The sequence below is a fragment of the Liquorilactobacillus mali KCTC 3596 = DSM 20444 genome (assembly GCF_000260415.1).
Taxonomy (GTDB): domain Bacteria; phylum Bacillota; class Bacilli; order Lactobacillales; family Lactobacillaceae; genus Liquorilactobacillus; species Liquorilactobacillus mali.
Map to the genome: position 1 here is coordinate 35,507 of NZ_BACP01000037.1, position 25,362 is coordinate 60,868.

Sequence of the window (25,362 nt, forward strand, 5' to 3'; positions counted from 1 at the left end):
CTAGTTAATTTGTAGATAAAAGATCATCTAACTCACTCCATCGTCCATCTGTGTAGACATAATAAGTAGGTATCATATCAATAACAAGGCTAGAAGATTGATTTTTTTGCCACTTATAAGCAACTCGGATATCCTTTATCTTACTTAGTGCATATCCTTTATTTTCTAGTTCTCGCAAAACCGTGTAGGTTGAAGGCAAATCTTCCTTATACTGACTAGATGGCACCGATACTTGTAAACTATTCAATGAAAAATTATATTCTTTGCCACCAGTACTCATTAGTTTAATCTTGTACGTACCATAATTATCATCACCAATAATTGGAAAACCAGCAATATAGCTTCGATACGTGACTGTCCCATCTTCAGAATTGACCTCATCAAAACGTAAGTTATCTGGAGCTACACCGATTTTATTCAGTTGATTCAGACTCTCCGTTAGGTGTGTATAATAATTCAGCCTTTGTGTCCTTATTTTCCCACTACTTGCCTCATCATAATAGTCTAGGGCAGAATAATTCTCATATTGCACAGCGCCTGTAGTATCATTCAATGTCAATCTGTTATCTGATCCATCTAGATAAATTGTCTTATTCTTTTGTAGCTTGGTTGAAATCGAAGTTTGTCCACTTGGATTCAATAATTCACTCACATACGAGCTTATGTTTGTTTTATTATAAAGGTAGCTGTACTTGGAAAGTTGCACCGAATTAACATAGAAATTAACTATCTTGTTGTTGAGTAAATAATAATCAATTTCTACCTTATTGTTTTCAACGCTATTACTTTTCAAGTAGGTTTGTATCTTTTTTATAGATTTCGCATTATTGACAACGACCTTGCAGACTTTTCTCGATTGGTCATTCATCAAATAAATATAATTACTACCTTCTGTGGGAATCATAATTCTATTGAACTTAAAACTCTGAATACCCTTTATCTTTTGTGAAAAAACCTTATTAAAAATTTTTACAGTTATTGGGCTATTATAGTTTAGCAATAATACATTATTTTGATTTAAAAATGTCAAATAATCAGTCTCATTTTTATAGGACTTCATCGAGGTCGAGACACTATTCCATTTCTTCATGACTTTCCAAACTTTACCAATCAAGTAATCTTCAGAACTTGGAAGCTGATACTGCGCGTCATTCACATTATAAGTAGCCTGCAGCGGCAAGAAAATGTCACTCAAAGTTCTTTTACTAACACTTGTCGTGCTTTCTCCTGTATTAGTGGTTTCCTTAGAATCATGCTGTAACATTGCCGGATTAAACCAGATAAGCGCAGAAAATATGATACTAATCAGAATTGTAATTATCAGACCTGTATGCAATAAAAACTTCCTAACCTTCATCCCACAATTCCCCCTCATATTCTTCATACGGCAGCGAAATATAGAAGGTTGAACCCTTACCTTCAATACTATCAACCCAAATTCTTCCACCATGCATTTCAATAACTTCTTTTGAAATTGCAAGTCCTAACCCGGTTCCACCTTGAGCACGTGATCGAGCCTTATCAACACGGAAAAAGCGATCAAAAATATGAACTACATCCTTCTTAGGAATACCAAGCCCCTGATCTGAAATACTCAAAATAACATGATCATGGGTCTCTAGAAGACGGCAGGTAATTATCCCCCCATCAGGTGAGTACTTAATAGCATTATTTATAATATTATCAACAACTTGCATAAACTTATCAGTGTCAATTTCAACCCATAATTCTCTTTTTGTAAAATCTCGCTTGATTGAATATCTTTTCTTCCCCTCTTCATGTGCATCATCAGATTTCAACATCATATCGAATCTATCCAAAATATAGTTATATAATTCATTTAAATTAACAAGTTCCAATTCAAGTTTAGATGTTCCTGAATCCATTCTAGAAAGGCTTAACAGATCATTAATCATTCTAATCATACGTTGTGTTTCATCTTGTGCAACTTTCAAAAATGACGGTGCAACTTCTGGATCTTTCCATGCTCCATCATTTAGCGCCTCAACGTAGCTTCTCACACTTGTCAGTGGCGTCCGCAACTCATGTGAAACATTAGAAACAAATTCCTTTCTTTCGCGATCAATTCGCTGCTGCTCCGTAATATCATGCAACACACAGACAAGCCCACTAATAAAACCAGATTCTCGCTGAATTAAAGAAAAATAAGCATTTAAAATTTCATCATGATCCTCATCCGATAAGTCAATGATAATTTCGTCTTGATTCTCGAGTAAATCACGTAACGTATACTTATCTCTGATTCCTAAGATATCCAACACTGACTGTCCATCAGCTATATTAGGATCAATATCTAGTGCCTGTGAAGCAGTCTCATTCATGATAATGACATTACCTCGCCGGTCAGTCGCCAAAACCCCATCAGACATGTGAGATAAAACACTATCTAATCTACGGCGTTCTGCTTCAGACGATTCCTGAGCTTCCTCAACCCTGACTGACAGGTTGTTAACAGCTTGCGCCAACTGTCCCAATTCATCAGACCCATAAATTTTGACTTGTCCTGAATAGTCTCCCCGCGCAATTCTTGACGTTTGCTTTTTCATCTCGTCAATTGGGCGCGTTATTGCACTGGAAATAAAAATCGCCAAAATTAATCCTAATCCTGTCGCTATCAATGCCGCAGTAGCAAAGATTATCGTAACTTTGTTGATTGAACTGTACACAGGCTCCAAACTTGCACGTAAATAAACTGCACCTACTAAAGTATTAGTATTTCCAGTTGTACTAAAAAGCGGTGTAATCGAGACATAGTATCTTTTATTATCTGTTCGATCATACGCTGATTTTGCGTACGATCGTTCATTATATAAAACCTGTTTAATATCATTATCTGTCGTTTTTTGTCCCATTGAGTCTTGACTGTTTACATCACTATCGCCACGAATTGTTCCTTTTGTATCAACTACCTGAACTTTTGTAATATTTGAGTTATCTACATCTTCCAATATATCTTTAATACTCGAATTAGCCTTAGTCAGATTACTACGAGAAAGATTGCTGACTAAGGAACTATCAATATAACTTGATAATTCTACCTGCTGCTTGAATGATTTCAAGTCATCCTTTTTTAATTGTTGCACAAAATAAGCACCTACTATTTGAAATGTTATCAACAATAACAGAGCAAAAACTAGTGCTATTTTAAAATGGATAGATTGGAAAAAATGTAGTTTTTTATTCATTATTACTATTACTCCACTGAAAATCTTATTTATTCTGCTTCTGGATTACGTAAATAATAACCCACTCCACGTCGCGTTACTAACCAAATTGGTCGGCTAGGATTGTCTTCGATTTTTTCTCTTAATCTTCGGACAGTTACATCAACGGTTCGAACATCGCCAAAATAATCGTATCCCCAAACAGTTTGCAACAGATGTTCTCTTGTCATGACTTGACCGATATGTTTCGCCAAATAGTAAAGTAATTCAAACTCCCTATGGGTCAGTTCAATCTTTTCATCTCTCTTTGAAACCATATATGCTTCTGGGTGAATTGTTAAATCACCAATAGTAATTTCATTATTCTTTTCTTCTTCATTTTGCGCTGAAGCCGAAGCTGCTGTCTGTCTTCTCAAATTGGCCTTAACACGCGCAACTAACTCACGATTAGAGAATGGTTTCGTAACATAGTCATCGGCCCCCAGTTCTAGTCCTAAAACTTTATCTATTTCTGCATCTTTAGCTGTGACCATTATAATTGGCATATCATATTTTTTCCGAACTTCCCGTGCAACTTCAAGCCCATCCATCTTGGGTAACATAATATCTAACAAAATCAAGTCTGGTACTATCTCTTCAACTTGTTCAACAGCTTCCTGTCCATCAAATGCTGTATAAACGTCAAAGCCTTCCTTTGTCAAATTAAATTTAACTATATCGGAAATTGGTTTCTCATCATCAACTACTAAAATCTTCTTCACTTTGAAGCTCCTTTCCTAAAGCCACTTTCTTTTACGTGGTTTAGAATTTCTAGTTGTTCCAATGTGGATTGCTTTCATTATCAAAAAGGGTACAACCGCTTATATTATAACCTATCGGTTGATTGATGCCAAACACGCATCAGAAATGTTATCACAATTTTAGTTCGTGCTATAATATCGTTAATTTATATATACGTAGATAAGGAGTTAAAATGAAAAAATCAATATTAATTTCACAGGACCTTTCTTGTGCTGGGCAAGTATCCATGGCGATTGCACTGCCGATTCTTGGGGCACTCGGTTTTAACCCTACAGTTTTGCCAACGGCTATCCTCTCAACACATACAGGGGGGTTCGGTAAAAATACCTACTTAGACCTCAGTTCAGAAATGGAAAAAATTATTGCACACTGGGAAACTGTTCCACTCTCTTTCTCTGCAGTATATCTAGGTTATTTAGGCAAAAAGCCGTTAGATGTTCTCCTCAGCAGCATCGATGAACTGGCTGCTGATTCCTTTTTGCTCTTAGATCCCGTGATGGGTGATCATGGAAAATTATACCGTGGATTCGACTTAGACTATGTTCATCAAATGCAGCACCTGGTACAAAAGGCAGATCTCATTACTCCAAACGTAACAGAAGCACAATTATTATTAGGCAAAGAATGCACAACAGGAGCACTTCCCACTACTGCTGCTCTTAACCTAGTCACTGAGCTCAATGAAAAGTACAAAAATAAGCAAATTCTTCTAACAGGAATTCCTAAAACAAATGGAAAAATCGGAATTGTAGGTATCGACACCATTTCCCAGGAAATATGGCAGCTTGAAACAGCAAAAATCGGCTCAAGTTTCTTTGGAACAGGCGATATTTTCGCAAGTGTATTACTTGGAGCACTGCTGCATGGCGATACACTGAAAGCAGCGGCAAGAATGGCTATGCAATTCATCAGTAATACAATTGAAAAAAATATGCAATTTAATCGCTATGATTCCCGTTTTGGTCTTGATTATTCACTCGAATTACCTGTATTATTAAAACAATTAAATTAGGGGGTCAAATGATGCAAAAAAACAAAAATTCTCTTAGAATGATCATTTTGACAGGGTTGTTTGCTGCAATTATATATCTAGGTATTTTTATCTTAAGAATACCTATTCCTGCAATGGTTGGACGACCATTCATTCATTTTGGAAATACACTTACTGTCTTGGCTATTTTATTTTTGGGCCCAAGAAATGGAATTATCGCGGGAATTATCGGTCTCGGCGGTTTTGATGTACTCAATGGGTATGCATTAACATCTTGGTTGACTGTTCTCGAAGTCATTATAGTTGGTTTAACCATAGAAACTGTTTTCAAGTATTTTCACCATAATGACAGTAAACGTAATATTATTATTGTCGCGATTATTGCTGGCGCTATGAAAATAGTTACTTCTTACTGTACGTCAATCGTTGAGGCTTTGATGGTTGGGACGGTATTTAAAACCGCTATTGTTGCATCTTTCTTGAGTCTTCCTGCAACTGTCATCAATTCTATTTCGACTGCAGTCTGTGTGCCTCTACTGTATTTCCTACTACGCAAGGCTTTTTCAGCTGTTAATAAGGATTAAGCAAAAGTGCTTTTATATGTTTTTTTATTTTTCTATTGCATATTCTTTTCACCCATGGTAATATATTTCTTGTTGATGAAGAATATATTGGGTGGCTAGCTCAGCTGGCAGAGCAACGGACTCTTAATCCGTGGGTCCAGGGTTCGATCCCCTGGCCACCCATCGATGAAATATCACCAGTAATCATTGGGTATCAAAAATACCGTGGTTACTGGTTTTTTTGTACCTTGATTATGGATAATTATGCAAGAAATGTCATTTGAATTTAGAAAAAACAATTAATTCTTTTTCACAAGAAAGATATATCAAAATCAATAAGTCTCTTTAAAAACAAACTTAAATCAAAAAAACGAAATAGCTTTTTATGTTTTTTTGACTTCCCTACAAAATAAAAAATGGACACACCGATCAAACCTGCACTGGTCAATACAACTGCTAATGGATTTGTAAGTATACTTAACTTGGCTAAAATAATTGAAACTGTGGAAATCGTTATACATATCCAACCTCCTAGCGATCTTCCCCAAAACTTTCGTGTCATACACTTGCCTCCTCCCTCGAAAAGGGAGTGTGACATAAGTCGGTAAAATTTGAGTACTAACAAGGAATTACGAACATAGCGAGTAATTTGCTATGAGTGATTCGAGGTTAGATGGAAAATTTTGACTTATGGAACACGTTTATCCGGAATAAGTAGCGGAATTAGGTTTAAATTTCACTTTTGACCCAGCCCCTTTCCCACTCAATTTAAGTAAACATGTCCACAAGTCACGCTCTCCTCAAAAATAATGCTTTTCAACTTGAATCATTTAAAAACGCACACTGTTATTCGAAAATTTTATTCCAAAAACCAAACTTTTTTGAAATTCCATAATAAAGCAAACCGGCACATATTCCAAACACTACACTGTACATTAATGCTATTAATTTGGTTTGTGGCATATAAATGCTAGAAATGGCTGCTTGCGCTATCACAATAATGATAAGAAAAATTACATTTAACAGAATACTTGGTACAAAATCTCTAAAATTAATGGAAAACTCTATTCTTATTTTCCTATAGGCCAATATACAAATAACTGCAAAAGCAATATTTGTTGCCATTATAGCCCCGGTGCCCTGCAGCATAAAAACCAACGGAAATTGAAGAACCAGTTTAATTATCAAACCTACCAATAGATATGACATAGCTTTCTTACTGTAATGAAGTGCTTGAAGTACCGTCAGCCCATTGATTGCAACTGCCATAATCAAACTTTGCCAAATATTATAGGTTAGAAACTCAGCTCCGGCTTTACTGAAGAAGAAGAAAATTCCATTAGCCTCGAATGATAGTGCACTAAAAATTGTAGACACAGGAAAGACAATAAAAATCAGATAATTAATGTTATCTGCCAGATAATGTCTTACATCTTTCTTTTGCCCTCCTGCATTAACCGATGCAAGCAAAGGTAGGCTGCTCCCAGCAATTGCTGCGGCTAACGCTGTAATTACCGAAGTTAATTTTGATGGGTTAGCTGAAAAAGCTGTGTATACTTGCTGAGTATACTCTGCTGATAAACCCAGAACACCTTGCATTATCTGTTTGAAAAACAGCTGATCAATTATTTGGCATAAATTTATTCCTGCCCCGACAATTACAAAGGGAATTGATTCATATGCTATCGCCATAAATATTTTTCTTACGTTGGATACCGTAGGAGTTTTGCTATTTTTTAGCTTTACCCTGTATTCTGGTAACTTAACCTTGTAATGAGCAATCAAGTATATATAACTAGCCAGGGCCCCCGCAAAAGCAGCAAATACACTTGCATAAACTGCAATCACATAACCTGTATGAAATATGTATATTAAAATATAACTGGATGTCAAAATAAAAATAACTCTAAAAATTTGTTCCCACAATTGCGAAATACCAAAAGGTTTAAGGTCTTGGTTGCCTTGAAACCATCCGCGAATCACACTCATAGCTGGTAAAATTGCAATTGCTGGAACCATACTTCTAATAGCAATCACCGAATCCCTTTGTGAAACAACCGGACTATTTTTAGCAAAAATTGGAGCAGTTACATATAAAATCAATGCACACAACAAGCCTGAGATACACATTAATCCTAAACCTAATTTGAAAATTTTTTTACTATTTGTAAACTCATTCTTACCGTTATACATTGCAACTTTACGTGCAATTGCCGAAGGAAATCCCGCCATTCCCAATGATAAAAAAATTGCATATATATTATATGTCGAATTAAATAGCGCTTGTGCAGCGTTAATATTTTCTTTTGATCCCATCATGGCTAACCATGGTATTAAGTACAACACACCCAATGCCCTAGAGAACACACTCCCAAAGGATAGCCAAAAAGAGCCTGACAATAATTTTTTATTCATAATTACACCTTAAGGTTTTTTTCGTTACTATCACTAGTTAACGCTCTTCATTTTAATTTCACAAGCTTCTTTTACTCTTTTTATAAATAATTAAAAAATATTGGGTTGGTCAAAAGTTATATTTTGGTCCAACCTTCTGTTTATTCCGGATAAATATGTAGCATAAGTCCAAATTCTCCATCCAACTTCAAATTACTCATAGTAAGGCACATGTTATATTTGTAATTTCATGTTAATGCTCAAATTTTAACGACCTATATCACACTCTCATTTGCTGTGGTGTTTCACATGAAACATCTATTTTTCTTAAAATCCCAATCCAGCCTTTTCAGTCACCCTCAACATATTCTTTTCACTTTCAAATCCGCCCTTTCGCTTACTTCTACTCATAAAAACTGAATCTAAATCAACATATTTAACGTTTCGATGTGCTGTGGCAAATGCAACTGCAGCCGCTATACTTTCTCTTGACTCGATCATGCAACCAATCATGCATTGAATTCCCGCCATCTCGCATAATTGATTGATTCTTTCAGCTTGGCTGATTCCGCCAGTCTTCATTAGCTTAATATTGACCAAATCACAGGCATGATTGGCAATTAATTCTCTTGCATCTTCAAACGTATGAACACTCTCATCTGCCATGACTGGCAATTTGGAACATTGCGTAATTTGCCGCATTCCCGAATAATTATCAGCCTTTACTGGTTGCTCAATAAAGTCAATATTAACACTGTGTTTAGTCCACGTATCAACTGCACTTAATGTTTCACTAACCGTCCATGCCTGATTAATATCAATTCTCAATGAAACTGCGTTTGGAATAACCTTTGCAATATCTAAAATCAACTGAACATCTTCCTCAAAATCATGGTCACCTAATTTAATTTTCAAAGCATTAAACCCCCGTTTCACCAGTTCACATGATTCCTCTACCATTTCACTAAGCGGCGCAAGACTAACCGTATAATCTGTATACAAATTTCGGGGGATTCCTCCCAATAACCGTGAAAGAGACATTTGAAACAGTTGTGCTCTTAAATCATATAAAGCTATTTCAAAAGCTGCCTTTGCGGGAGAATTATCTGCGATAGACTCTCTAATAATTTGTAAAACATAATCCCAATTAGTTATATTCAAACCAATTATTTTCGATTTAATTACATTTTTCATCACATAGGACATGCTTTCCAACGTATCCCCTGTTACCTTATCATTTGGCGTGGCAGAACCCAAACCAACTAATCCATTTTTTAAGATTATCCTAACTCGAACGGCAATCACATATCTCACTTCATGAAGTGCAGTCACAAAGGGGTGCTGCAAATCTTCTTTAATCGTCTCAAACTCTATTCGTTCAATAACACCAGTTTCATCCATAATTCCACCGCATTCTCTATTATTCACCATAAAAAAGCCTAATGACTTCTTTACGAATTTTAATCCATTCTTTTTTTCTTCTAGTCGGATAGATTCTATTAGTTAGGCAAACAAATGATTGCTTGTTTTTTAAATCAAGTGCGATTGAAGTTCCAGTGAATCCTGTATGCCATAATTTTGTAGAATCATTATTCCATGTTTGCCAGCCTAACGTCCTCCCTCCGCCAGAATACTGTCTTAATAAATTAATACTTTGACTGCTTAAAATCTGTTTTCCTTTGAAAGCACCTTCATTTATATACATTGAAGTAAAATTATTCAAATCGCCTAATGTCGAGAAAATTCCCGCATGACCACTTACACCATCCAACAAATAAGCCTTATAGTCATGGACAACACCCTGAATAATCCCGCCTCTTTGTGGCTCATCTTCAGTTGGTATAAAACTCGCCAATGGTCTTTCAGATAAATTATATCCCGTATTTTTCATCAATAGTGGTTCAAAAATATGTTCATTCAAGCTTGTACTCAGTTCTCCATCAACTTGTGCAATTATCCAGCCTAAAATAATAAAGCCTAAATCTGAATAAACAACTTTTTCTCCTGGCGAACTAATTAAGTTTGTTTCTTTTATCCTTTTTATAAGTTCTTCTTTTGTCATTGACCTAGCATCCGTGATGTCAGCCGGTAATCCACTGTTATGCATTAATAAATTAGCTATCGTCACTTGTGGATATTTGAATCCAAATAATATCTCCCCTATTTCTGTATTCAGATCAAGCGTACCACTTTCAATCAATTGCAGAATCCTAGTAGTCGTCCCAACAACCTTAGTTAATGATGCTAAATCATAGATCATCGTACTAGTTAAAGCAATGTCATACTTACCATTTCCTTGCGTACCCAAGTAAAATTCTGAGCTATTCTTTTTATCAGTAATTGCATAAGAAACCCCGTAAATATCTTTGCTCTCTATAGCTTCTTTAATACGTTCTGTGATTAATTCTACACTTTCTTCTACCATCTTTTTCCTCTTTATCTCAGTGCTTCAATTACTTTATTGTCATTCTTAACCAGTAGTTTTTGCGCATCTTCATAATTTAATTCTTTTTTCTGCATGACAATTGCTATCGGGACACTCTGCTTGGCCTCTTTTAACTTTTTCCGTGCTTCTTCATCACTGCATCCGGTTGTTTCTGCAATAATCCTAACAGCCCGCTCAACCAATTTCTCATTAGTTGGCAAAACATTTATCATCAGGTTCTGATACACTTTACCATTTTTAACCATCACACCTGTTGATATCGTATTTAGTACCATTTTCTGTGCACTTCCTGCTTTCATCCTTGTAGAACCTGTCACAACTTCTGGGCCAACCACTGGAGCAATCGTATATTTCGCATGCGCTTCCATCTCGCTATGTGAAACACAAACTAAAGCTACACTCAATGCACCAATCTCATTGGCATAGTCTAATGCACCGATTGCGTAAGGTGTGCGTCCGCTCGCTGCAATTGCAATTACACTATCATATGAATTCAGATTTATTCTTTTCAAATCTTGCCTTGCTAGTTCAATTGAGTCTTCTGCACCTTCTACTGCTTTGTATACAGCTTGCGCACCGCCAGCAATCAATCCGATTGCTTGGTCGGGCTTTAGTCCGTAGGTCGGTACCAACTCTACAGCATCTAATATTCCTAATCGTCCTGAGGTTCCTGCTCCACAGTAGATTAGTCTGCCGCCCATATTAAATTTTTTGCTGATTTCCTCAACTACCTGTGCAATTACTTGATCTTGCGACTTTACAGCTTCTGCAACTTTTTGATTCTCTGCATTAATGAGTTTAACCATCTCTAATACAGGTAAATTATCAAGCTCCATTGTTCTAGGATTACGTAACTCTGTCTCTAGCTCATTTATCTTCATAAGATCACCATTTCTCACTGATTAATTTTATATTATTTACTTCTTATTATAGCGGCAAAAGTTAGTACATTTAAAAAAGACCGGATCAAAAGTTATGTTTTGACCTGGCCCTTAATTGATTAAGTATAAATCTGTCCCCTAAGACAAGCCCTTCGGTTTAGCGGTTTAGCGACTTATATACACACTTTTTCTATACATAAATCATTGACTTAATCTTCGTCATCTTGATCTTCTGCTAATTTTTCTTTAACATTATTGATACCTGAGGTTCCCATCGAAATCAAGTGTGCAACATCAAGTTGCCCAAGCATTTTTTGATTACCATATTCAATAATCATTGGTAAATTTATCCCCGTAAGCACTTCTAAGTTTGGGTACTTTGCCAACAATGCAACTGACACATTCGAAGGAGTTCCGCCTAAAAGATCTAAGCCCAAGATGATATCAGTATCATCTGTTTTTTCAATTTCTTCACTCAGTTCTTTTTCTAAGTCTTTAGGACCCATCTCTTTGGTCAGACTAAAAGTTGCAACATCATCAATCTTCCCAATAATTAGTTCTGCACTAGCTAGGATTGCCTTTGCAAGTGGTCCATGACTGGCTAAAATCAGTTTCACAAAATTCCCTCCTTTGATAAATTAGTGAGTACTTATCCCTTACCTAAAATTCCCAAGGCTGAACAAACAACTGCAACAATGATAACTATAAAGATTGCCTTAGTTGATGTCATTTTCTTTCGTCCAAGTAACCAATAAATCAGTCCGACAAGTAGGCCTGGAACAAGCTTAGGAAGAATCATATCTATTTCATTTTGCAACGTTACAGTTACCTTACCAATATGAGCAACAAATGGTACCTGTATATTAATCAACGTCGCAACTAGCGCACCGACCACATATACACCCAATAAGGTTGCTGCATCTGTCAAAGCATTCAATTGTCCCTGCATTTTGGTTACAAGCGTTGTACCTTCACGATAAGCAAGTGGTAACTGGATCCAGCGAATATACATAATAATAAGGTTTGCTATCAACCATATCACTACTCCAAAAGGATTCCCTTGAACAGCCATGTTTGCAGCAATCGCACCAAGTATCGCAGGAAGCAATGAGGCAAAGATTGAATCACCAATGGCAGCTAATGGTCCCATCAAGCCTGTCTTTAAACCAGAGACTGTTTCTAAGGACTCTGCCCCTTCCTTTGACTCAATTGCCAAATCTATTCCTTGGATAATCGTATTTACCCATGGATTCGTATTGAAAAATTGGTTATGAGTCTTCATTGCCTTTTTCAATTCAGGCGTGTGATCACCGTATAACTTGCGCAGCTGTGGAAGCATTAAAAACAGATACCCTGAACCTTGCATTTTCTCATAGTTCCAACCCAACTGGTTGAAGAATAAATTACGTCTATTTATTTGATTAAAATCCTTTTTAGTTAATTTATAATTAGTCTTCGTCGCCATAGATTTCACCATCCTCACTATCATTCGATTTTTCTTGAGATGAATCTTTATACGAACTTACCAATTCTGTTAACTTTTGCTTCTCAGTATTCCTTTTGTATTCATTTATAGCGAATCCTAGCCCAATCAAGGCAATTGCGACCATTGATACAGAATTAAATGATCCTGCAAATCCCTTTGATACTGTAGACATCGTTGTTCCCAAGGATTGAACATTTGTATACAGTGTGCTGAACAATGCAGTTAATGTAAAACCAAGGATTAAGTATGCAATATGTTTTTTGACTGGTAAGTAGCGCAGTAAAATAGCAAATCCAACAGCAGGTAGTAATGCTCCTGCTGTAGCCAGTCCATTGCTGAGCCACTTCAGATGTGTATCCAAAACTTTAACTGCAGTCGATACGAAGTTACCACCAAACTGTAGGGCTAAGAAGACTGGAATACCACGTGATAAAATCCATGGAAAGACCCCGTATAGATAATTCCGCTCAATTGCTGAGTAATTTTCTTCATCAATCAATCGATCAATCCGATGCTGGAAAAAGGTATTGGTAAAACGACCAAGAATATCAGTTTCGATCATTAATGATGCAACCGGAACCCCAATCGCCGCCACTGCCGTTGAGGCATTCATGCCTGTACTAATTGAAAATGCAGTAGCCAAAATTGTTCCTGAATTAGCATCAATTTTTGATGAACCACCGAATGTCCCTACACCTAAAACCGTTAATTGCAAACTCCCACCAATAATTAATCCCTTGGTAACATCGCCCATAATAGCACCAGTAATCAATCCAGCCCATACTGGCTGAGAAAGGGAGGAAACAATCGTTAATTCATCCCATATTTGATACATTGAGTAAAGTGTTAATAGTAAAACTTGCCAAACCATAATATTTCCATGCATACTTGATTACCTCCTCCCGGTTTGTTTACTTAGAATTTCTTTAATAAATCTATGAAGTTTAAAACAGGATCACTTGGTACCATTTGTGCGGTTACACTTACTCCTAACTTATGTAATTCATTAAAAGCGTCAACATCTGCTTGTACAACATTAATAGAGTTTGTTATTGCCTTTGTTTCATCAGTTTGTGACATATTTCCTACGTTAACGCTTGTGATGGGAACACCTTTTTGTATCATATTAACTAGTACGCGCGGATGCCTTACAAGAATAAACACCTTTTGCGAGTCGTATCTACCTTCATTAATGTTATTAACTGCCTTTTGTTCACTTAGAATACTCAAGTTTACTCCTGTTGGTTTCGCTAATTTAATACCAGCCTTAGCGACATCTGAGCTTGCAACTTCATCATCAATAACCATGATTCTTGTTGCACCTACAACATTAGTCCACATATTCGCAACTTGCCCATGTAATAATCGTCCGTCAATTCTTACTGCAGTAATTGCCATTAGATTCTCACCCCTTCAAAATATTATTCCCTTGCTGCCATGTCTATAATTACAAAACAAAAAACCCGACTTCTGAAAACGAATGAGGCAACAAATCACTTTGGATAATTATTAATTAAAAATCAATAATTATTAGGGACGATTATATCACTTAAAACATCTTTTGAAATAAGGTTTCATAAATGGTGTGTTAATCAATTGTTTTTTGAAATTTTATTTTACTAAATCTAGCGAAAACGTTTTTTTATTTTCGATAATTAAGCTCTTTCTTATACTTCGCAACAATATCGTATGATTTACTAAGTAATTTAACGTTGAAGCTAAAGTTCTGACTTACAAAATAATAAAAAACAATATCTACAGCGGTAAACTGTGCAAGCAATGAACTTGTGGCAGCGATGCGATACTTGCTCTCTCTTGGAAAAGCTGTGTGAATACCTGTTTTTACATAATTATCTAATAAACTATCTCCTCTTCTTGTTAAAGAAACAAGTGGAAAGTTTCTTTCACTTGCATGTATTGCCGCATTTACCACTTCTGGTGATTCACCTGAATTGGATACTAACCAAACCAGAGTATCCGCTTGGTTGCCAACCAACTTTGGCAGTAGTGAATTCAAATTATTTTCGGCAATTGTCAAATATCCTAACCTGCTCCATTTTTGTGCAATATTTTCAGCAACAAGACCTGATGCCCCCACGCCAAAAATAATCATTTGCTTACACTTATTTAACAATTTAACAGCTTCTTTTATCTCTTTTTCATCAATTTGTTCTACCGTTTCACTAATTGATCTTTGAGCATTTGCCAATAGTTTTTGTTTTATTGAATCTAATGCCTCATTCGCCGAAATATCACCATAACTTTTATTCCCCAGACTTCTTTTGGATAAACTAGCAGATAATTCGATTTTTAATGCAGTGAAACTCTCCAACTCTAAATCTTTCACAAGTCTAACGACTGTCGCAGAGCTTGAATCTGCAGCTTGTGCTAATTGTGCAATTTTCATTTTTATTACTTTATTTGGATTTTGTAAAATATACTCTGCAACTTTCCTTTTTGATTTTGAAAGTCGCGGTAAGGAATTTAATATCTCATTTTCAATACCCATGTTCCATCTCTCCTTAATGTATTCTCTAATTTCCGTTTTTTATTACACAACACAAGCACATTTCAGCTTGCCTTATCTTACAATCATTTTAATTTTTTATCAATTGTTTTTAAATATATTAAAAATACCACATCTATATTAATAAAAGTCGAACAAGTTGCCATCGACTATCGTCCACTTGTCAAACATTGAAGACTCAAACCAAATTCTGGTGTTAGAAAAAGACAGAATAATAGAATGCGGTTCATATACATCATTAATATAAAGAAACGGTATATATCATCAGATATATCAAATGTAAGCAGAACAATTATAGATTTGTACTTAGGCAAATTATTTAACCAACCTACCTTCTTTGTAATAAAGTAAAGGTGTACTTAAAATAAATTCGCAGGAGGCAAAATTTTATGAAAATTCCCAATAGATTATTGAATGACGGACATTTAATTCCTAAAATTGGATTTGGTACTTATCAAATTCGTGGTGGTCAAGGAATTGATCAAATACTTTCTGCCATTCAAGATGGTTATCGTCTGTTAGACACCTCAACAAACTATGACAGCGAAGGAATTGTTGGTGAAGCTATTCGCCGCTCTGGAATTCCACGATCCGAATTTTTTGTTACCAGTAAATTGCCCGGGAAATATCATCATTACGAAGATGCTTTGATGATGATTCAAGAGTCTCTTTGCCGCATGGGTTTAGACTATTTTGACCTTTACTTGATTCATTGGCCGCTTCCAAAAAGAAAACTCTATACTGAAGCTTGGCGTGCATTGGTTACAGCTCAAAAAATTGGCCTTTGCCGTTCAATTGGTGTTTCTAATTTTGAACCGGAACATTTAGACAAAATTATTGCTGATACAGGAGTTACACCAGCCATTAACCAAATTGAGGTTCACCCTTATTGGGTCCAAGACAAGATGCTATCAGAGAATACTAAACGCAAAATTGTCACTGAGGCATGGAGTCCACTTGGACGAGGTAATCGTACACTTAAAGAAAAAATAATTACGGATTTGGCTGAAAAATACCAAAAAAATGTTGGCCAAATTGTTTTAAGATGGCATGTACAACGTGGTATTATTCCAATTCCCAAATCAAGCAACCTTCTCCATCAACGAGAAAATGCAGATATTTTTGATTTTGAACTAACATCAGAAGAAATTACTGCAATTAATAGTTTGTCTCATGTTGATGGAAGGATAGATAATCAAGATCCAAATGAATATGAGGAATTTGATTAAGTTTATCAAGAACTAACCTAGAGAGAATGGTATGCGTGCTTTACAATTAATACGTAGAGCTGTGTGTATTGTTCTCTTTTTCATTCATATTTAACTTTTTTTTGCTTCGCAATGCCATTAAAATCAAGCCATTATTCATTTTCAAAAGATAGTTGCCTCAAAATCTAACGAAAATGTAATTTTTTGTCAAAAGTATATTTACTTATTAATCATAATATGATATAAATATATACATGCTAATAATATTGCTCAGTAGTTCAGTGGTAGAATAATTGACTGTTAATCAAGAGGTCGTAGGTTCGAACCCTACCTGAGCAGCTAACCTAAAGTATCTTGCTGATTTGGCAAGGTGCTTTTTTTCTACGCTGAATCAGTAATTATTAATTAAATTGCGATTATAAAAAGTACAGCATCGGGTATTAAACTCTACACCTAATGCTGTACTTTTTCGTCTCTTGATACTAACCGATGATTTCTTTCATTTACAATAAAACGTTATAGTCATTCTTTGGTAAGTTTTTTGGTGATATTTTTTTATTCTGCGTCAATACTTGCACTATCACCTCTGATACCTCAAACTCACTTTCACTGATTATTTTACTAGCATCAAACATCTGGTAATCTCCACCGCCCATTGCTCGATACTTACTCAAACCAATCTTTAAAGTATCTTCTGGAACAATTTTATGACCTTGGTAACAAAGATTTGTAATTCTCTTTCCTTGAGGTTGGCTCACATTTATTGTATAGTCAATTCCCCCGTAAACATCATAATTAAAGTCAGGAATGCGTTGTCTGCCATTTTTTGTTGCTACAACTATTCTTCCCTCCTCTTCATCCCAATACATTGCTGTTTGTTCAAGCGCCGCTAGTAAATCTTTTCCTGTTACTTCAAGAACTGCAAAAGTATTAGAAAATGGATAATTAGCTTTTATATCTCGCATGGTAACCATCTGTGCAAAACCTGGTTGTTGATTATTAAATATCGAACTGGCTACAATCTCGACCCCAGTAGCCTCTCTCACAAAATAGTTCATTAGATCAATAAATGGATGTCCATGCAGTCTGGCCGACGCAACATCAGTCAATTTGAAGCCCTTGTCAAGAACACCAACACTTTTGTCTAACCACTCTTCTGTGTCCTTATTATCAGACTCCAATAAATTTATAACGGTGTTATTTGGGTCAATGCCTCTCGTTGAAAGTAATTTTGCTGTTTTCTTAGTAATTACACTATCTTTATACTCTAGTTCAATTGCACCAACAACTTCACCAGCATAACCTGGCTGAATCACAGGTATCTCATTATAGAAAGTTGCAATTTTACGATGTTGATGTCCAGTGATCAAAGCATCAATTCCCGCAATTTTACTTAATTCGTAGGCCTCGTTTTCACCTGTTAATTCTTCTGTTGCAACACCATTTTCATTGGCTTCAAAACCTCCATGATAGGCAACTATTACTATATCAGCAATTTTTCTCAATCTTGGGATATACTCTTTAGCTGTCTGAACTGCTGATTTAAAATAGAGTCCATGAATATTTTCCTGAGTTTCCCAATGAGGAATATACTGGGTTGTCAATCCAAGAATTGCAACCCGAACTCCTTTTTCTTCAAAAATCTCATATGCTTTTCCCATATAAGGTTTACTATCATCATCCAAAATATTCGCACATAAAATTGGGTGCTTGCGATAACTATTAATTTTCTCTTGATACTTTCGACCATAATTAAATTCATGATTACCAAGAATTGCTGCATCATATTTAATTATGTTCTCAGCTTGTACCAATTCCTTTACTTGATAGTTACCTTTGCGAAAAAGAAAATCAACTAATGCCGAACCTTGAATAAAATCACCATTGTCGATTACCAATACCAAATCTTCACTCGCACTGTTTTTTCGTACATTTTCGATCACACTTGCACACTTCGCAAAACCAATATCTTGGTTTTCATGACGTTTTAAATATGTTGTTGGATACATATATCCATGGATATCACTTGTTACTAAAATTTTAATTTGCATATACTACATTACACCTACTTAAAACGATAAATTTCTGTATAACTTGGCCTTAAAAACTGTAATCCACTATTTTTCAGTGCATTTACGGCAGCATCCGGATCAAACGAATGCCAAAAAGCCGTTTTCTTTGCAGCAACAGTTCTAGCTACCTCACAAATTTCTGCTTTTGTAGCATGCCCTGATACTCCAATATCAATAAGCTCGATTCTTTTATTTTCTAAAAAGCTCTTTAGCGTCTGATAATGTGGATCATAATCTCCAAGTGGCGCTCCATTGCAATGCAAATAAATAAATTTATTGAAATTCATAAGAATGTCTAAGTTTTCAAAGCTATTTTGTAAACAAAAATGATTAAGATTATTCATAATTGTTAGCAATGATACTGGTATTAACCCAGCAATACCTTTCAATCCTAAATTACCATCATCTAACACAAAAATTGGTTCTTCTAATGAAAATTCACTTATCACATGTGCGTATTGCGGCTCCCAGACAATTGGTCTATTCAAATGATTAGCTACTTTATTCATCTGTAACAATCGCTCGATATCTCTGGAATATGGATTGATAACAGTTAGATTCTTGTGCTTATTTAAAATCCTCTTGAAGTCTTCTAGACACTTTGATTCCACGTTAACTTCATTATCTCCCTGTCCATTCAAGCTGTTATCATCCTCAAAACTAAAGCTTGTTGCCTCCAACATTAGCAAATCCAAATTACGCTGCTTAAACAAATTCATCCATTTATCAACTGCTGATCTATGCGAACCACTCAACCTCACATCCCCAGATTGACCAAACGCATGTTTTCCATCTTCGATTAAAAATGCAGCTGCTCCCAAAATATCATGATCACTTTGATAAGCCGTAACTGTTAAGTCACCAATTTTTACAGGAACTTCAAAATCAAAAATCTTAAAATTTACATTAAGCGCCAATCCTAATCCTTGTTTTACAAGACTTCGATATAATTTATATGAAGGCCGTGATAGATAAACAGGAATATCACTTTTGAGATATGCCAATGCCGAAGTATGATCCAAATGCAGATGTGTAATAAAAATTGCCTCATCTTTATACTCTTTGATCTGTTCTTGCTTATCACCAAAAAGCTCAGGTACATCAGGAAGTACGTGTTTTTCAATCAACGACTGTGAAGTCCCTATCTTAAAATCTACTGCCATTCCAAAGTCTGTAATTACTCTTGAACTTTGAGTACTTATTTCTGCAATATTTGCTCCAATTGTATTTAGTCCATTTAGGAACCTAATATTCGTCATTTCTTATTTTTCACTTCCCTTGTTGCAACGCTTCATCAGTTATTCTTATTATCTGATATTATTTTTTTAGCTTGTTTAGCCAAATTTGTGAGCGCATCTTTTGCAGGCGTTTGCTTTGTCAGCATACTATCAAAAGCATTTAATTCATCTGTATAGTATTCGTTATAACCTACAAAACTCTTTGTTGAAAATGAGTCTGGAAGTGATTCCACAGCAGCTTTTGCCCTTTTATTGCTCTTTAAAAATGCTTGATATTCTTTTGACTTAACCGCCGATTTTGTTAATGGAACATAACCCGTTAACATGGCCCATTTAGTCGTAGCCTTAGAAGTTAATAGGTACTTCATAAATGCATAAGCACCCTGTTTTTGTTCTTGACTTGCACCTTTAAATAACACAATGTCATTGCCGGCTACTTCTGTACCTGATTTACCTTCATATGATGGAACTACCGCTGTTGTCCAGTTTAGAGATGAAGGAGCAACTTGTTTAATTGCTGTCATCCCAGCAGAGGAACCGATATAAAACGCTGATTTACCATTTACAAAACTATTCGTCCAATAAATGTCTGATCCCGCCGATTTAGCAGTGCCATCTTTAATCATATCAAGTACAAAGTTTGCAGCAGTAATAGCTTTTGAACTTGAAAGCTTAACTTTACCTGCGCTTGTGATTGGAGTTACTCCAGCCGCATGTAATAGTCCTTCCCACTCCATTTGGAAACTTTGATCAAAACCATAAGCATAGATTCCGTGTTCCTTTAGTACTTCTCCATCTTTACGCATTTGTTCCCATGTTTTAGGAATTTCTAAATTATATTTTTTTAAAATATCTTCGTTAACATACATTACCCTTGTCGATTTAGAAAACGGAATTGAATAATAACTGTTCCCTATCTTTGAACCACTAAGGAATGCAGAGTAAATATCCTTTTTTTGGCTTGCGGACATGCCTTTATACATTGCATTCAAATTTTCAATGAATCCGTTGTTTTTATAGTCTGGCAAACTAGTATATGATGCCATACCTAAAACTGGCAAACTGTTAGATTTAGCCGCTGCCATAACTTTTTGATTTAATTTGTCATATGTTTCTTGTGAAGTTGCAACAACCTTATATTTTTTTTGCGAATTATTGAAATCAGTGATAACTTTATTCAGATTCTTTTCATATGGCCCCGCTAATCCTGTCCAAAAACTGATTTTTACTGGTGTTTTCGTAGTTCCCTGATCGCTTGTACTAGCTTTTTTTGAACCACATGCTGTTAAAAAAACACATAAGGTACTTATCATTGCTAAAATTGCAATTATCCTACTTTTTTTCATTTTTTCTCCACCTTTCCTTTCATAGTAAAACACCCCCACTAACTACTTTGCTAAAAATTACTATAAGCATTCCCCCTTTCAGGGTTCTCTGTTTATTAACTAATATTTAACCTTTTAAGCCCGACCGAGTAACTCCAGCTATAATATATTTTTGCAAAAAAACATATATGACAATCATTGGTATCACAATAATTGTTGATGCTGCCATCAATAGCTGATATTGAGTTCCTGCATCAGTGGTAAATGCACTAAGACCAACAGGGAGTGTTCTCATTTTATCTGAATTGGTGGCAATCATTGGCCACATAAAAGAGTTCCAGCTTCCAATCATCTCCAAGGTTGCCAATGCTACAATTGTTGATTTTGATAGTGGCACAATTATTCGCCATAGAAAATACCAATCACTAGTTCCATCAATTTTTGCGGCATAATATAGCTCATCTGGGATAGTCATAAAAGTTTGTCGTAGCGTAAAAACCGCGAAGAAACTAGCTAACCAAGGAACAATTAAAGCCGCATATGTGTTGATCATCCCTAATTTTGAAAGAGTTACAAAATTAGGGATGATTAACATCTCACTGGGTACCATCATTGTCGCCATGCAAAGAATAAAAATTGTTTTTTTGCCATAAAATTCCAGCCTAGCAAACGCAAAGGCTCCTAGAATCGTGGTAATTATTTGACCGATAGTAGTTACAATCATCACGAAAGTACTATTCAGAAAATATCTTAGAAAAGGAGCCGCATTCCACGCCTTAATAAAATTACCCCATTGTGGATTTTGTGGAATTAAAGTTGGCGGAATCTTAGCAGTTTCGGATCCAGTTTTTAAAGCCGTTACTATCATCCATAAGAAAGGAACAATCATTATTATTCCACCTAAGGTTAAAATGAAATATAACAATATTTTACTGATACTCTTTTTTGTCATTTGCCCTCTCCCCTACACGTAATGGACATGCCGCTTGCTATACCAAACCTGAATTACTGTGATGATCAGCGTCAACGTAAAAAGAACCACTCCTGCGGCTGCAGCTATCCCGTATTTCCATTCTGTATAGAATTTTTCGTACAGATAAAAAACAAGTGTCAGTGTTGACTTACCCGGCCCTGGATTTCCTCCAAATAATACAAAGATTTGATCAAATACTTTAAACCCACTTATTATGCTGGTAACAGAAACAAGAAATGTCATTGGTGACAAAAGTGGAATTGTGATATATCTGAATCTCTGCCAGGTATTTGCTCCATCAATTTGCGCTACTTGCTCATATCTTTTGTCAATATTGCTTAATCCTGCTAAAAATAAAATTATGTTAAATCCTAATCCTTGCCAGATTGTCATAATTATCAAAGCTGTCATTGCCCAGTGTGGATCATTGAGCCAATCAATCGGTTTTATTCCGAATATTCCCAAAAAAGCGTCTAGTAATCCATACTGCGAGTTATAGATCCATTGCCAAATCAACGAAATAGCTACCGTACTAGTTACAAACGGTAAGAAATATACGGTCTTAAAGAAACCTGCAGCAAAATTTATTTTATTCAACAAAATAGCTATGACAAGAGCGATTATCACTGACAAGGGAACAACACCGACAACAAAAATAATTGTATTTTTTAAAGCTTCAATAAAATCAGGATCTGTCCATATGGTTACAAAGTTAGAAAGACCAACTTCACTAACCTTATTTGTATAAAAGTTATATTTCGTATAAAAACTCATTGCGAAAGACATTACAATCGGATAAAGATAGAATGTACCAATAATTATCAACATTGGGGATAAATACAAAAAGGCAATTAGCGTCGTTTTTGCTGATGGTTTTTGTTTGATCACAAGTTGTACCTCCTAAACTGATGTAGCGTTCCAAATGACCTCTTTATCACTGTTAGCAATAAACACTCCATTTGTCCTCAACGTAAATTCAAGTATTTGTTGTTTTTCTAACAAATCACGTTCTTTAAAACCCGTTACCATTAACTCTTGCCCTTGAACATCTAGCCTAACAAACATTTCATGTCCATATCTTTGAACTGATACTACTTTTCCTTGTAGCTTTACACCAAGATGTTCTTGATGATCTCTAATGGGCACAATACTTTCTGCTCGTATTAACAGTGTCTCCGCTTTTTCATTAATAGTCATAGGTATAATTGGGGAGAAGTCCTGCCTTAATATGCTAAATGGTATTTTATTAATAACTGGATTTCCTATGAAACTCGCCACAAACAAATTATCTGGATAATCATAAATGGTGTTCGGATCAGCAAATTGTTGTATTTGTCCATTATCTAAAACCATAATGTAATCTGAAATATGCATCGCTTCATCTTGATCGTGAGTTACAAAGACAGTTGTTACTCCAGTTTGCTTTTGTATTCTTCTAATTTCTTCACGCATCTCTACACGTAAACGAGCATCTAAATTAGATAAGGGTTCATCTAACAATAAAATACTTGGTTCCTTAGCCAGTGCTCTTGCAATTGCTACACGCTGCTGTTGTCCTCCTGAAAGTTCTCCGGGATATTTAGTAAGCTCATTCTCAACATGTACTAACCGTGCAAGATTCTCACCGCGTTCGTTTCGCTTCTTTTTGTCTATTTTCTTCATTTTTAGAGGAAAGCAAATATTTTCTAAAACTGTCATGTGTGGGTATAAGGCATAATTCTGGAAAACCATCCCTACTTTTCGTGCTAGCGCATCTTTTTTAGTAACATCTTGCTCACCAAAAAATATTTTTCCAGCTGTTGGCTGTAGCAACCCGCTTATTAAATTCAATGTTGTTGATTTGCCACATCCACTCGGACCTAGCAGACAAGTCAACTTACCTTTGGGAATAACAAAGCGCAAATCATGTAATACTTCATTTTTATGTTCATATGCTAATGAGACATTTTCAAATTTAACATCCATTGTGTCGCTCCTTTCAGGTTTCTGGGTTATCACCTAAATTACCCCAGGAGATGAAGTATACACTTTCTACTTTTGGCTATCTCTCATTATTTTGTAAATTTTTCGTATAGCATAGGTAAAATTAAAGAAAACAATATGTTTACATAATAAAAAGAACTACTTCTACCTTCTAAGAAATACATTCAAAGTTAAAATTTTCACTCTAGCTTTGGAGTGCATCTCATTTCACGAAGTAATTCTTTTTATTCAACGTTCCACATGAAACATTTTGACGTTCGTGGTTGTTTTAATATCTTTACCTGGTAAAACTTTACTTTATTTATACAGTATGTATAGAAATTATGCTCTTTTCGTTCTCTGATAAGCAGTTCGAAACCTATAAAAAACAAGGTGGAAAGTTCTTGAAATTCAAGAATTTTTCACCTTGTTTTTTATTCCCTTAAATTGGTAAATAACAAAATTTTCATATTATAGACTACCGCCCTATATAAAACTGGGTTGAATTATTTTCTAAATTGAGTGAAGATATTACTATATTAAATTTAAAAGAGGTTATTTCATTGACTAACAAATCTTCCATATATTGCTCTCAAACTATTACAACAACTGAACATCGCGTCTTAACAAACGATTTAAACGAACACAAGACCGTCTTTGGAGGACGCCTTCTCGAGCTTCTTGACGGAACAGCGTCAATATCAGCAGCAAGAACTGCTCACAACAGCACGGTCACTGCTGCCATCAATCAATTTAACTTCATTGCTCCATTAAAACTAGATGATGCATTAATCATCAAGAGTTATGTAAGCGGCATTGGTAATAGTTCAATTGAAGTTTTCGCAAAAATCATTGGTGAACATCTAAATTCTGGAGAACGCTTCTTGGTAGCAACTTCTTTTTTAACGTTTGTCGTTACTAATAAAAAAATCAAACTCCCAACTCTTATACCACAATCTCCAGAAGAAATCACAGTTTGTAACTCATATTCTCAACGACGCGCTGAACACAAGAAGGAGACATTCGCTTTTAAAACGATCACTGACTCCCTTTCACTAGATTAACCAAAATAAGTAATTAAATATCTGATTCCTGTTTCTTAACAACCTGAATTAGAAAAGCAACAGCTTCTTCATATGTACAAGCTCGTTGTTTCATTACTTCTTTAATTGTCGACTCTGTATCAACTTTATAAACCATTTTTATAACCCCTCAATCAAACTGATATTCATTATTTCACTCTTAATATTCTATACCGTTTAAAACAAAAAAACGAGAACAAAGTATTTCCAGGTAAAATAATTTTAACT

The 25,362-nt window shown here is 35.4% G+C and carries 24 protein-coding genes and 2 tRNA genes; 6 read left to right on the forward strand and 20 right to left on the reverse strand.

From position 1 onward, the window contains the following. Positions 1 to 4: 4 nt before the first annotated feature. From GSM_RS07015 to yycF, 3 genes are read right to left on the reverse strand one after another with little or no spacing between them, the layout of a single operon-like run. Positions 5 to 1,357, reverse strand: a complete 1,353-nt coding sequence (locus GSM_RS07015; protein ID WP_010077980.1) for a YycH family regulatory protein — start codon at positions 1,355 to 1,357, stop codon at positions 5 to 7. Beyond that, positions 1,347 to 3,206 carry a cell wall metabolism sensor histidine kinase WalK gene (walK, locus tag GSM_RS07020; RefSeq protein WP_010077981.1) on the reverse strand — a complete coding sequence of 620 codons (1,860 nt, stop codon included), beginning with the start codon at positions 3,204 to 3,206 and terminating at the stop codon, positions 1,347 to 1,349. Before walK ends, GSM_RS07015 begins: the two co-directional genes overlap by 11 nt. Before the next feature lie 29 nt (positions 3,207 to 3,235). Next, positions 3,236 to 3,946, reverse strand: a complete 711-nt coding sequence (yycF, locus tag GSM_RS07025) for a response regulator YycF (RefSeq protein WP_010077982.1) — start codon at positions 3,944 to 3,946, stop codon at positions 3,236 to 3,238. A gap of 212 nt (positions 3,947 to 4,158) precedes the next feature. Here yycF and GSM_RS07030 point away from each other — a divergent pair, with 212 nt between their 5' ends. The 3 genes from GSM_RS07030 to GSM_RS07040 all read left to right on the forward strand — a co-directional run bounded on the left by GSM_RS07030 (position 4,159) and on the right by GSM_RS07040 (position 5,723). After that, positions 4,159 to 4,998 carry a pyridoxamine kinase gene (locus tag GSM_RS07030; RefSeq protein ID WP_010077983.1) on the forward strand — a complete coding sequence of 280 codons (840 nt, stop codon included), beginning with the start codon at positions 4,159 to 4,161 and terminating at the stop codon, positions 4,996 to 4,998. An 11-nt stretch (positions 4,999 to 5,009) separates the two neighbouring features. Then, the gene (locus tag GSM_RS07035) at positions 5,010 to 5,561 is read left to right on the forward strand and encodes an ECF transporter S component (RefSeq protein ID WP_010077984.1); all 552 of its coding nucleotides are present in this window, start codon (positions 5,010 to 5,012) and stop codon (positions 5,559 to 5,561) included. 89 nt (positions 5,562 to 5,650) lie between these two features. Continuing rightward, positions 5,651 to 5,723, forward strand: a tRNA-Lys gene (locus tag GSM_RS07040). 127 nt (positions 5,724 to 5,850) lie between these two features. Here the strand turns inward: GSM_RS07040 and GSM_RS07045 are convergent. The 10 genes from GSM_RS07045 to GSM_RS07090 form a co-directional block, all read right to left on the reverse strand. Then, entirely contained in the window at positions 5,851 to 6,102 is a 252-nt protein-coding gene (locus GSM_RS07045; protein ID WP_010077985.1) for a hypothetical protein, read from the reverse strand. 284 nt (positions 6,103 to 6,386) lie between these two features. Beyond that, complete coding sequence (locus GSM_RS07050) at positions 6,387 to 7,955, reverse strand: putative polysaccharide biosynthesis protein (protein ID WP_029327391.1); 1,569 nt, start codon at positions 7,953 to 7,955, stop codon at positions 6,387 to 6,389. Positions 7,956 to 8,261: 306 nt separating this feature from the next. Beyond that, positions 8,262 to 9,365 carry a dipeptide epimerase gene (locus GSM_RS07055; RefSeq protein WP_010077987.1) on the reverse strand — a complete coding sequence of 368 codons (1,104 nt, stop codon included), beginning with the start codon at positions 9,363 to 9,365 and terminating at the stop codon, positions 8,262 to 8,264. Next, positions 9,355 to 10,359, reverse strand: coding sequence for a serine hydrolase domain-containing protein (locus GSM_RS07060; RefSeq protein ID WP_010077988.1), 1,005 nt, complete (start codon positions 10,357 to 10,359; stop codon positions 9,355 to 9,357). Before GSM_RS07060 ends, GSM_RS07055 begins: the two co-directional genes overlap by 11 nt. A gap of 11 nt (positions 10,360 to 10,370) precedes the next feature. Then, positions 10,371 to 11,261 carry an N-acetylmuramic acid 6-phosphate etherase gene (gene murQ, locus GSM_RS07065; RefSeq protein WP_029327392.1) on the reverse strand — a complete coding sequence of 297 codons (891 nt, stop codon included), beginning with the start codon at positions 11,259 to 11,261 and terminating at the stop codon, positions 10,371 to 10,373. Between the two features lie 209 nt (positions 11,262 to 11,470). Continuing rightward, a complete protein-coding gene (locus GSM_RS07070) occupies positions 11,471 to 11,878 on the reverse strand; it encodes a PTS sugar transporter subunit IIA (RefSeq protein ID WP_010077990.1) in 408 nt (135 codons plus the stop codon). Between the two features lie 32 nt (positions 11,879 to 11,910). Further along, complete coding sequence (locus GSM_RS07075; protein WP_010077991.1) at positions 11,911 to 12,726, reverse strand: PTS system mannose/fructose/sorbose family transporter subunit IID; 816 nt, start codon at positions 12,724 to 12,726, stop codon at positions 11,911 to 11,913. Further along, positions 12,710 to 13,633: a PTS mannose/fructose/sorbose/N-acetylgalactosamine transporter subunit IIC gene (locus tag GSM_RS07080; protein WP_010077992.1), complete on the reverse strand. Its 924-nt coding sequence runs from the start codon at positions 13,631 to 13,633 to the stop codon at positions 12,710 to 12,712. Before GSM_RS07080 ends, GSM_RS07075 begins: the two co-directional genes overlap by 17 nt. 29 nt (positions 13,634 to 13,662) lie before the next feature. Then, positions 13,663 to 14,145: a PTS sugar transporter subunit IIB gene (locus GSM_RS07085; protein WP_010077993.1), complete on the reverse strand. Its 483-nt coding sequence runs from the start codon at positions 14,143 to 14,145 to the stop codon at positions 13,663 to 13,665. A gap of 244 nt (positions 14,146 to 14,389) precedes the next feature. Further along, positions 14,390 to 15,256 (reverse strand): MurR/RpiR family transcriptional regulator, encoded by an 867-nt coding sequence (locus GSM_RS07090; RefSeq protein ID WP_010077994.1) that lies wholly within the window; start codon positions 15,254 to 15,256, stop codon positions 14,390 to 14,392. 407 nt (positions 15,257 to 15,663) lie between these two features. On the opposite strand from GSM_RS07090, the gene GSM_RS07095 reads away from it, so the two are divergent. Both GSM_RS07095 and GSM_RS07100 read left to right on the forward strand, forming a co-directional pair. Then, positions 15,664 to 16,503, forward strand: coding sequence for an aldo/keto reductase (locus GSM_RS07095; RefSeq protein ID WP_010077995.1), 840 nt, complete (start codon positions 15,664 to 15,666; stop codon positions 16,501 to 16,503). A 246-nt stretch (positions 16,504 to 16,749) separates the two neighbouring features. After that, positions 16,750 to 16,821, forward strand: a tRNA-Asn gene (locus GSM_RS07100). Between the two features lie 164 nt (positions 16,822 to 16,985). On the opposite strand, the gene GSM_RS07105 is transcribed toward GSM_RS07100, so the two are convergent. The 6 genes from GSM_RS07105 to GSM_RS07130 all read right to left on the reverse strand — a co-directional run bounded on the left by GSM_RS07105 (position 16,986) and on the right by GSM_RS07130 (position 24,055). Next, positions 16,986 to 18,533, reverse strand: a complete 1,548-nt coding sequence (locus GSM_RS07105; RefSeq protein WP_010077996.1) for a bifunctional metallophosphatase/5'-nucleotidase — start codon at positions 18,531 to 18,533, stop codon at positions 16,986 to 16,988. 14 nt (positions 18,534 to 18,547) lie between these two features. Beyond that, complete coding sequence (locus tag GSM_RS14110; protein WP_010077997.1) at positions 18,548 to 19,813, reverse strand: MBL fold metallo-hydrolase; 1,266 nt, start codon at positions 19,811 to 19,813, stop codon at positions 18,548 to 18,550. Between the two features lie 35 nt (positions 19,814 to 19,848). Beyond that, positions 19,849 to 21,138, reverse strand: coding sequence for an ABC transporter substrate-binding protein (locus tag GSM_RS07115; protein WP_010077998.1), 1,290 nt, complete (start codon positions 21,136 to 21,138; stop codon positions 19,849 to 19,851). Positions 21,139 to 21,244: 106 nt separating this feature from the next. Then, on the reverse strand, positions 21,245 to 22,069 hold the full coding sequence (locus tag GSM_RS07120) for a carbohydrate ABC transporter permease (RefSeq protein WP_010077999.1): 825 nt from the start codon (positions 22,067 to 22,069) through the stop codon (positions 21,245 to 21,247). Between the two features lie 12 nt (positions 22,070 to 22,081). Continuing rightward, the gene (locus GSM_RS07125) at positions 22,082 to 22,978 is read right to left on the reverse strand and encodes a carbohydrate ABC transporter permease (RefSeq protein WP_010078000.1); all 897 of its coding nucleotides are present in this window, start codon (positions 22,976 to 22,978) and stop codon (positions 22,082 to 22,084) included. A gap of 12 nt (positions 22,979 to 22,990) precedes the next feature. After that, entirely contained in the window at positions 22,991 to 24,055 is a 1,065-nt protein-coding gene (locus tag GSM_RS07130; protein ID WP_010078001.1) for an ABC transporter ATP-binding protein, read from the reverse strand. A 560-nt stretch (positions 24,056 to 24,615) separates the two neighbouring features. Here GSM_RS07130 and GSM_RS07135 point away from each other — a divergent pair. Further along, the gene (locus tag GSM_RS07135) at positions 24,616 to 25,116 is read left to right on the forward strand and encodes an acyl-CoA thioesterase (RefSeq protein WP_010078002.1); all 501 of its coding nucleotides are present in this window, start codon (positions 24,616 to 24,618) and stop codon (positions 25,114 to 25,116) included. A 13-nt stretch (positions 25,117 to 25,129) separates the two neighbouring features. Here GSM_RS07135 and GSM_RS15520 read toward each other — a convergent pair whose 3' ends face one another. Continuing rightward, positions 25,130 to 25,252: a hypothetical protein gene (locus GSM_RS15520; RefSeq protein WP_268869528.1), complete on the reverse strand. Its 123-nt coding sequence runs from the start codon at positions 25,250 to 25,252 to the stop codon at positions 25,130 to 25,132. Positions 25,253 to 25,362 lie beyond the last annotated feature (110 nt).

What these genes read in the sequence shown, in the direction of transcription:
- GSM_RS07015 (WP_010077980.1), bottom strand. Translation starts at nt 1,357, where the DNA reads ATGAAGGTTAGGAAGTTTTTATTGCATACAGGTCTGATAATTACAATT.
- walK (WP_010077981.1), bottom strand. Translation starts at nt 3,206, where the DNA reads ATGAATAAAAAACTACATTTTTTCCAATCTATCCATTTTAAAATAGCA.
- GSM_RS07030 (WP_010077983.1), top strand. Translation starts at nt 4,159, where the DNA reads ATGAAAAAATCAATATTAATTTCACAGGACCTTTCTTGTGCTGGGCAA.
- GSM_RS07035 (WP_010077984.1), top strand. Translation starts at nt 5,010, where the DNA reads ATGCAAAAAAACAAAAATTCTCTTAGAATGATCATTTTGACAGGGTTG.
- GSM_RS07045 (WP_010077985.1), bottom strand. Translation starts at nt 6,102, where the DNA reads ATGACACGAAAGTTTTGGGGAAGATCGCTAGGAGGTTGGATATGTATA.
- GSM_RS07050 (WP_029327391.1), bottom strand. Translation starts at nt 7,955, where the DNA reads ATGAATAAAAAATTATTGTCAGGCTCTTTTTGGCTATCCTTTGGGAGT.
- GSM_RS07055 (WP_010077987.1), bottom strand. Translation starts at nt 9,365, where the DNA reads ATGGTGAATAATAGAGAATGCGGTGGAATTATGGATGAAACTGGTGTT.
- GSM_RS07060 (WP_010077988.1), bottom strand. Translation starts at nt 10,359, where the DNA reads ATGGTAGAAGAAAGTGTAGAATTAATCACAGAACGTATTAAAGAAGCT.
- murQ (WP_029327392.1), bottom strand. Translation starts at nt 11,261, where the DNA reads ATGAAGATAAATGAGCTAGAGACAGAGTTACGTAATCCTAGAACAATG.
- GSM_RS07075 (WP_010077991.1), bottom strand. Translation starts at nt 12,726, where the DNA reads ATGGCGACGAAGACTAATTATAAATTAACTAAAAAGGATTTTAATCAA.
- GSM_RS07080 (WP_010077992.1), bottom strand. Translation starts at nt 13,633, where the DNA reads ATGCATGGAAATATTATGGTTTGGCAAGTTTTACTATTAACACTTTAC.
- GSM_RS07085 (WP_010077993.1), bottom strand. Translation starts at nt 14,145, where the DNA reads ATGGCAATTACTGCAGTAAGAATTGACGGACGATTATTACATGGGCAA.
- GSM_RS07090 (WP_010077994.1), bottom strand. Translation starts at nt 15,256, where the DNA reads ATGGGTATTGAAAATGAGATATTAAATTCCTTACCGCGACTTTCAAAA.
- GSM_RS07095 (WP_010077995.1), top strand. Translation starts at nt 15,664, where the DNA reads ATGAAAATTCCCAATAGATTATTGAATGACGGACATTTAATTCCTAAA.
- GSM_RS07105 (WP_010077996.1), bottom strand. Translation starts at nt 18,533, where the DNA reads ATGCAAATTAAAATTTTAGTAACAAGTGATATCCATGGATATATGTAT.
- GSM_RS14110 (WP_010077997.1), bottom strand. Translation starts at nt 19,813, where the DNA reads ATGACGAATATTAGGTTCCTAAATGGACTAAATACAATTGGAGCAAAT.
- GSM_RS07115 (WP_010077998.1), bottom strand. Translation starts at nt 21,138, where the DNA reads ATGAAAAAAAGTAGGATAATTGCAATTTTAGCAATGATAAGTACCTTA.
- GSM_RS07120 (WP_010077999.1), bottom strand. Translation starts at nt 22,069, where the DNA reads ATGACAAAAAAGAGTATCAGTAAAATATTGTTATATTTCATTTTAACC.
- GSM_RS07130 (WP_010078001.1), bottom strand. Translation starts at nt 24,055, where the DNA reads ATGGATGTTAAATTTGAAAATGTCTCATTAGCATATGAACATAAAAAT.
- GSM_RS15520 (WP_268869528.1), bottom strand. Translation starts at nt 25,252, where the DNA reads ATGGTTTATAAAGTTGATACAGAGTCGACAATTAAAGAAGTAATGAAA.